Origin of the sequence: Methylophaga sp. UBA5088 (genome assembly GCF_002414625.1) — a bacterium.
In the GTDB taxonomy this organism is placed as follows: Bacteria; Pseudomonadota; Gammaproteobacteria; order Nitrosococcales; family Methylophagaceae; genus Methylophaga; species Methylophaga marina.
Genome location: NZ_DIAC01000109.1, coordinates 12241 through 17698 on the forward strand (window position 1 = coordinate 12241; position 5458 = coordinate 17698).

Sequence of the window (5458 nt, forward strand, 5' to 3'; positions counted from 1 at the left end):
TCTTCAGCAAGCCTAACTCACCAGTACACACATTGGTACGATAAAGTTAATTGTGTACTATCTAATGATTCCATCATCACAATGAATGAATTGCATGCCATCAGCTAAGACTTTTCTTTTTCGTCATCGTCGTTTCATTATCGGCCTGCTAACTCTGGTCGTTATTTACACGTTGGCCGGGTTTTATTTCTTGCCCTGGCTGGCAGAAAGACAACTAAAAAGCACTCTGGACCAGCGTTTACAGCTGCAAACACAAGTACAGGATATCCAATTCAACCCTTTTACCTTTGAGTTAAACATCGCTGGTCTGGCTATGCAAACCAGAGAAAACCAGCCTATTCTGGCTTGGGATTCGGTATATGTGAATGTCGATCCAAGCCAATTAATCAAAGGTGATATCAGTATTCCTACAGTAGATATTAACGCGGCTGATCTGCATTTTCAGCGTTATTCCGAGGCAGAAAATACCCTAACACGTCTGGCGAATACATGGCAGGAAACAGCACCTGAAAAAGAAGAGTCAGAACCTGTCACCGCAGATTCCACCACTTCAGATGCCGATGAGCCACTCTTTCATGTCGTTTTAAACTCACTAAGTTTTGAGGGCAGCGAAATACATTACCTGGATAAAGTCCCTGCTGAGCCATTTAAAACTGTTATATCGCCTATCAATTTTCAGCTGAATCAATTTTCTACTCAAGCTGATGAAACCGCGAAAACCACATTGAATATGGAGCTGGAAGACAAGGCGAATCTATCAGTGGCGGGCACCTTTTCATTATCACCACTGACTGTAGCCGGTCAGCTCAAACTGAACCAATTTAATCTACAGACGCCATACCGTTATTTTAAAGCGCAGTTACCGGTTGAATTAAAGCAAGGTGTCGTCAATATCAGTCTGGACTATGATGTGGATCTGAGTGGTCAGCAACCTAGCGTTGATATCAATAACACGGCTATCCAACTCTTTGATCTCAATGTGGCACAACCAGGCTTGGATAAAGCCTTAATTGCCAATGGTGAGCTGCAGCTAGAAAAGGGCCGTTATCGTTATCCTGACAATCAATTAAGCATTGATAAAGTATCAGTCAATGAGGCGAAACTGGTCACGATCATGAACGAACAGGGCGTGATTAACTGGCAGCAATTACTGGATGCCCTACCCAAATCAGAGGCAGATGACGCGCAAGAAACTAACGATACGCCAGCCATACAGTTAGCTATCTCAGAAGTCGGACTGAATAATATTGATCTGTCTATTGAAGATAAACAACCGCAATTGCCGTCTAATATGACATTGAATCTCACTGCCAGCCTGAATAACCTCAGTCTTGCAGATAAGCAAATCATGCCTTTTAACGCCAATATTAAGGTGAGTTCAGGCGGTACATTGTCTACTACAGGCGAGCTACAACTTTTCCCTGAACTGGCGGTAACAGCAGCGAGTAAGATCGACCAATTATCACTGACGCCATTACAGCCATACATCAATGAATATGCCATGGTGACGCTGGAAAATGGACAGTTATCAGCTAATGCTTCGCTGAAAAGTAACGCTGATGATGCCTTCTTGGTTAATGGCGACTTAGCGTTATCATCGTTGCAGATAGATAATCAGAATCTGAAGGAAAAACTGTTCAGCCTGGATGCGTTATCCATTAATACCATTGATTTCTCCCTCAAAAATAAAGAGTTAGCTATTTCTGATATTGAAGTCCATCAACTGTACAGTCGTATCTTTATCAATAAAGATGGCGTGACCAATTTACGTCAGCTGTTAAAAGAACAACCGAGCGCTAGCACAGCCACAGCTACTGAAACTGAAAATAATGCTGAGCCATACAAAGTATCTATTGGTGAGGTGATCATAAATAAGGCTAGTTCACGATTCACCGATGAAAGCCTGCCAATTGTGTTTGATACTGAAATGCGATCATTAGATGGCCGGATTAGTGGTTTTTCTACCCAGTCTGATCAGGCCGTTGAATTGAATCTGGAAGGACAGGTGCAAGAGTTTGGTATGGTCGAAATTGAAGGCAGTCTGGCACCGTTCAATATTACCGAAGAAAGTAATGTGGCCATGTCATTCAGTAATCTCGATCTGCCAGCCATGAGCCCATACACCATCAAATTTGCAGGTAGAAAAATTGCCGATGGTCGTGCCGATGTTAAACTGAATTATGAAATCCAAAATGGAAATTTAAATGCATCTAACAGCCTGGTGATACGTGATATCAAGCTGGGAGAGCGAGTGGAATCACCAGAAGCAGTCGATTTACCTCTGGATCTGGCCGTGGCCTTATTAAAAAATAGTGAAGGGGTGATTGATTTAAGCATTCCGGTGACAGGCGATGTCAATAATCCTCAGTTTGAAATGGGACCGGCTATTCGCAACGCGATTTTTAATGCGATTCGTAATATTGTGACCTCACCATTCCGCTTCCTGGCCAACCTGATAGGAGGTGATGAGCAGCCAGTCGATAATATTCATTTTAAGGCGGGACGAGCTGATCTCACGCCACCTCAAAAAGAAGCCTTGCTGAAACTGTCTGAAGCATTGGTCCAACGTCCACAATTAATTTTAGACATTCCGGCGCCTTATGCAGAGAAGCTGGATCGGCAACAATTGCAACTTAAGGCGGTGGAGCAGGATATCAAAGTTGGTTTAGAGCAGACTGACACGGACCAACAATTGTTAGTCCGTCGCCAAACGGTATTAGAGCGTTTATATACAGAACAAGCTTTAAGTCCTGACCTAACAGCAGTGAAGCTGGAGGTAATGGCCGACAATACGGCAGCCGATGATGAAGAGCCGTCTGTAGATTTGCTGGCCTATAACAGCAAACTAAAATCCAGTTTAGTCACAAACAAAGTGATTTCTGAGGCAGACCTGAATAATCTGGCCAAAGCCAGACAGCAGGCCGTCATGCTTTATTTGCAAGAACAGGCCAAACTCAGTGAGGCTCAATTACATGCTGGCATCGTCAAGGAAGAGCAGGCCGAGCAGGATGTGGTCATCATGAAATTTGATATCCGTGCTCAATAAAATGACTGCATAATTTAGGTAAGCGACAGTAAAGCAGAAACTAAGCGTTTATTATCATATGTTTTATCATGACGTTTATCGATTAGCTTAACGTCGATGAGTTCAATATTGAGCTCTTGCAATAAGTCTGTTGGAATCCCGCCAGGATATTGTCCATTTTTGGTATCCACCATTAAATAATTCAATACGGTGTTGGCAGGAGCATCACCAGTGATATCTTCTTGAATATATTTGATGATGGTCATGAGTGAGTCTTGTAACGTCATGCCAAGCTGTTCTGGATCGCTATTGAGATTAGGTACGAACACTTTGGGGCAGCCATTGTTAGCGATGGCTTTGCCCACACCGGTCGGCAGTAAGTTGGCCAGCAGACTGGTATAAAAGCTGCCTGGTGGGTAACAGATTAAATCTGCATCTTCAAATAAACCACGGTTTCGTTTACGTAACTTTGTCTCGGTGGGACGACTACCATTTAACGTTTCGCTCAAGTGAATGTGCTTGATGGGAGATAAAATAGGGGCGACTTCCTTGCCTGTAATTAAATGTTGTCCATGAATAATTTCTCCATTCTCTAGCTCGACAGAGAGGTGGTAATCATCATTGGTGATGGTTCTCACTGTACCTAATACATGCACCAGTTTTGAGAATAAAAAAACGATGGGTTCCAAATCTTTATGATTATTCAGATAGCCACCAGCCAAGATTAAATTACCAATACTGGCGCCACGAAGATCAAAGTCCTTGGGCATGGACTGATAAAAATAACCCAGATGGTTACAAATCAACTTACGCATAGGGTTGGCAATGTCATTGATTAAATCATCTTTGCCATTCACCATATTCTGTAGTCGTCGCTTAAGCCGCTCTTGATTCTCAGTGACTGAGAAACGGTAACTGAACAGTCGATAGATTTCAGGATGCCCTAACACGGTCTCATCAGCTAAGGCCATTAAGCGACTGCGTAAATCACCAATAGCAGGCATATCGAAGGCATGTCGTAGCTTAGCTGAGCTACCGCCTGAATCGAAAGGGCTGACAAAATGAATGGAGTTATGGGTGAGTTTTTTCAACTCTCGTGATAGCCCCGTTAATGCGGTACCACCACTGAAGAACAAAATTCTCGGCCCCAGCTCGGGTATCTTTTGATAGCGGCTAATTCTGAGTGGGTCGGGGATAGATGCCGTTCGACAAACGCGGATTTTGGTCATCAACTTGTCCAAGCAAATAAGTGTGTTGGCATAGTGTAACAATAGTTTCACACACTGTTCAGAGTTGTTTTGCTAGACTGCAGTGACTTTAAGATCCCCATAACTACATGAAAAAAATACCAACAGAGATAAAAGAAAATTTGCAGTTTCTCTGTGTCGAGATTGATGCCCAGCTAGCCACACTGTCGAGTTATTACAGAAATCCTTCTGCGTCTTTGGCACGCAAAGTCCGTGATCGTGCCGGGTATGCCTATAATTTAAAAACACGTATTCATACGGCAACGGTTAACCGTATCGCCGCTGGTGTTGAGCATGATTCGGATAAATTCTGTCTGCGCTGTATTGAGTTCATTGCCACAGATATTGAGCGCATTGCTGAAATATGTCGTCATTGTATTACCCAATCAGAACAGATTGACGATGCACAAGCACTGATGAGTAAAGCCTTTATCGCTATCGTAAAAAAGGTCAGACAAGCCATTAAACTTATCCTACCTGCGGTGATTGAGAGGAAATCAAGCATTGCGCTGGATATTGAGCAAATCAATCAAGGACTTCGCAGTAGTCATCAGCGATTAATCAAACGCTATGTGTCTGCTTTAAAAAAGCAGACGCAGACCAAACAGTTAACGCAGGCCTTATTTGTCGCTTATGAAATGAAACAATTTGATGATGCTTTATTGCGTATAAGCGAAACCATTGTGTCAGCTAATGTGGGGCAGCCGATCAATTTTGAACGGTATTATTCATTTCAATCTTTGATCAGTGATGTGGAGAAAGGTGATAGTGATGTCACTATTACCCCTATCGCTGAAACTCGCTCTGGCACGGCTATTTCAGGTCTGTCTAATGGCGCTGAGAAAATGGGGTTTATGGCGGTCTATAAGGACGGTCAGAAGCAAAAGCTAAAAGAAGAAAAGCAGGGGCTGAACAGCTGGGATAGTATCTATCCAGGCTTAGCGCCTAAAATTTTGTCCTACCAAAAGCGTGGCGAATCAGCGGCGTTATTAATCGAACACCTTCCTGGATATACCCTTGAAAAAGTGATTGTGAATGAGTCAGAAAAACTGCAAAAACAGGCGCTTAAAGCACTAAAGAAGACCTTAGAGTCGTTATGGACAGAGACCTTACGTAAAAAAGTCAGTCCAGCTTTATTCATGCAGCAAATGGATAGTCGCTTAGCTGATGTGTATAAAATTCACCC

General features: G+C 43.0%; 3 protein-coding genes. 2 read left to right on the forward strand and 1 reads right to left on the reverse strand.

Features of this window, described 5'->3' with window-relative positions:
* Window positions 1–94: 94 nt before the first annotated feature.
* The gene (locus tag B4K20_RS13895) at window positions 95–3046 is read left to right on the forward strand and encodes a DUF748 domain-containing protein (RefSeq protein WP_289283344.1); all 2952 of its coding nucleotides are present in this window, start codon (window positions 95–97) and stop codon (window positions 3044–3046) included.
* Between the two features lie 14 nt (window positions 3047–3060).
* Here the strand turns inward: B4K20_RS13895 and B4K20_RS13900 are convergent, their stop codons facing one another.
* Window positions 3061–4254 (reverse strand): GAK system CofD-like protein, encoded by a 1194-nt coding sequence (locus tag B4K20_RS13900; protein ID WP_289283345.1) that lies wholly within the window; start codon window positions 4252–4254, stop codon window positions 3061–3063.
* Between the two features lie 107 nt (window positions 4255–4361).
* On the opposite strand from B4K20_RS13900, the gene B4K20_RS13905 reads away from it, so the two are divergent.
* A partial coding sequence (locus tag B4K20_RS13905) for a hypothetical protein (RefSeq protein WP_289283346.1) occupies window positions 4362–5458 on the forward strand: 1097 nt, incomplete at its 3' end.